This window comes from Mongoliibacter ruber, assembly GCF_003003005.1.
In the GTDB taxonomy this organism is placed as follows: domain Bacteria; phylum Bacteroidota; class Bacteroidia; order Cytophagales; family Cyclobacteriaceae; genus Mongoliibacter; species Mongoliibacter ruber.
This window is the reverse complement of the sequence record NZ_PVTR01000045.1, coordinates 1-1560: the sequence shown is the minus strand read 5'-3', so window position 1 is coordinate 1560 and position 1560 is coordinate 1. Positions and strand designations below refer to the sequence as shown.

Below are 1560 nucleotides of genomic sequence, written 5' to 3'. Positions count from 1 at the left end.
TTCTATGTTAAATTACTAGCAAGAAGGTGTTTTTTTATCTTTTGTTTACTACTTTAATTACCGTCAGGCAAAGCGGAACCAGGCTCTGCTGGAGAGCAACCTGTCAGGAATAGCCTGTCCGACTGGAATGGTCGGGGAGCGGGATCCATCCGCTCCCTTTTCCATTCATTCCAAGAGGCTATGCCTAGGAAAACTCAACCTCCAATCCCCGCAAACATACTTCTATTAGTAGTCAACCTCTATTTGGGCCGCCACAGTTCTGTATCATTTTGGCAAGGTGGGCGGCCGCAAACTTGATAAAGCAGTCTGCTTTTCAGCAGCCGCACAAATATCTAACGGTCCGCCCATTTATTTTTTTATTCCAGGGAAGGGTGTTTATGTTACCGACCTCTTATCTTTCCACACCCAACACATAGGGTTCTTTTGTCAGCAGGACATGCCGGATCCTGCTCAGGAGTTTCCTCGTGATCTTGACTATGGCCCTCGAGGAGGTCATTCTTTTCTTTAGTTCGCCGTATACCGACATAAGTGCCGGATCACAACCTGCGGCCTTCCATGCACACTGCACCAGAACAGGCTGTAAATACTTGTTCTTCCTTTTGGTCATCCTACCCGTTCTTTCTTTTTCCCCACTGCTGTAAGTATTGGGAATCAGGCCGACAAAACTGCAGAGCCTTTCAAAACTTGAAAACCTGGAAGTGTCCCCAAGTTCGCTGAGGATCATGATCGCTGCCGTAGTGCCTATCCCGGGGATGGATCTCAACAGGAAAATGTCTTTCTCGTAGACCCGCTCAACATATGCTTCAACAGACTTTCTGAGTTTCTTTCTCAGCTCCCTGATCTGCTTGAACCCCTCGATATAAAGCCTGAGACCCAATGTTCCAAGCTCTGTTTTTAACTCTACTGTTTCAAGCCAGACTATAAATCTTTTTGCCCAACCCCTCGATGAAGCCCCATAGTCCTCAGGAATTTTTATACTGTTCTTCTCAAGTTTACTCTTTATCCTGTTTTTGTACCGCGTAAGGTCATTGGTCAGAATCTTGATCTGCCTGACAGTCTCCTTCAGCTCTGCCTCTTCTTCTCCTGGAACGTAATTCCCCACAAGAACCCCATCGGCAAGCGCCCTGCAAAGCTTCCTGCTGTCAATCTTATCCTGCTTACTTTTCCGCTCTTTATTGGTAGAGGGAACATCGGCAGGGTTGATGATTATATTTTCAATACCTTCATTCAAAAGCAACCTGTGAACGGAATAGCCGCAAAAACCGGCTTCATAAACGCTTTTATAAACCGCTCCAGGAAAGTTCTTCTTCAAATAATTCCCAAGCACCTTACTGTCTGATTTTTGAACAAAAGTCTTATGCTCGAGAAGTTTTGATCTTACTGTTACCGCCCACTGCTTTTTGTGGACATCTATTCCTACATAAATTTCATCGCCGTTAAACTCTTTTTTTTTCGTAATTTGTGTAGTTTTCATGAGCCTTGAGGTTTAATGTTAAGTTTTGATTTGTACTTAAATTTACATTACCCTCTTGGCTTTTTTAAACATACAAACTTGATATT

1 protein-coding gene is annotated in these 1560 nt (G+C 43.8%); it reads right to left on the bottom strand.

Annotated features, from left to right (window positions below):
• Positions 1-391: 391 nt before the first annotated feature.
• The gene (locus tag CLW00_RS21185; RefSeq protein ID WP_106135706.1) at positions 392-1474 is read right to left on the bottom strand and encodes an IS110 family RNA-guided transposase; all 1083 of its coding nucleotides are present in this window, start codon (positions 1472-1474) and stop codon (positions 392-394) included.
• Positions 1475-1560 lie beyond the last annotated feature (86 nt).

Bases quoted from the DNA above. Each gene is read 5' to 3' on its own strand.
- CLW00_RS21185 (WP_106135706.1), bottom strand. From the start codon at position 1,474: ATGAAAACTACACAAATTACGAAAAAAAAAGAGTTTAACGGCGATGAA.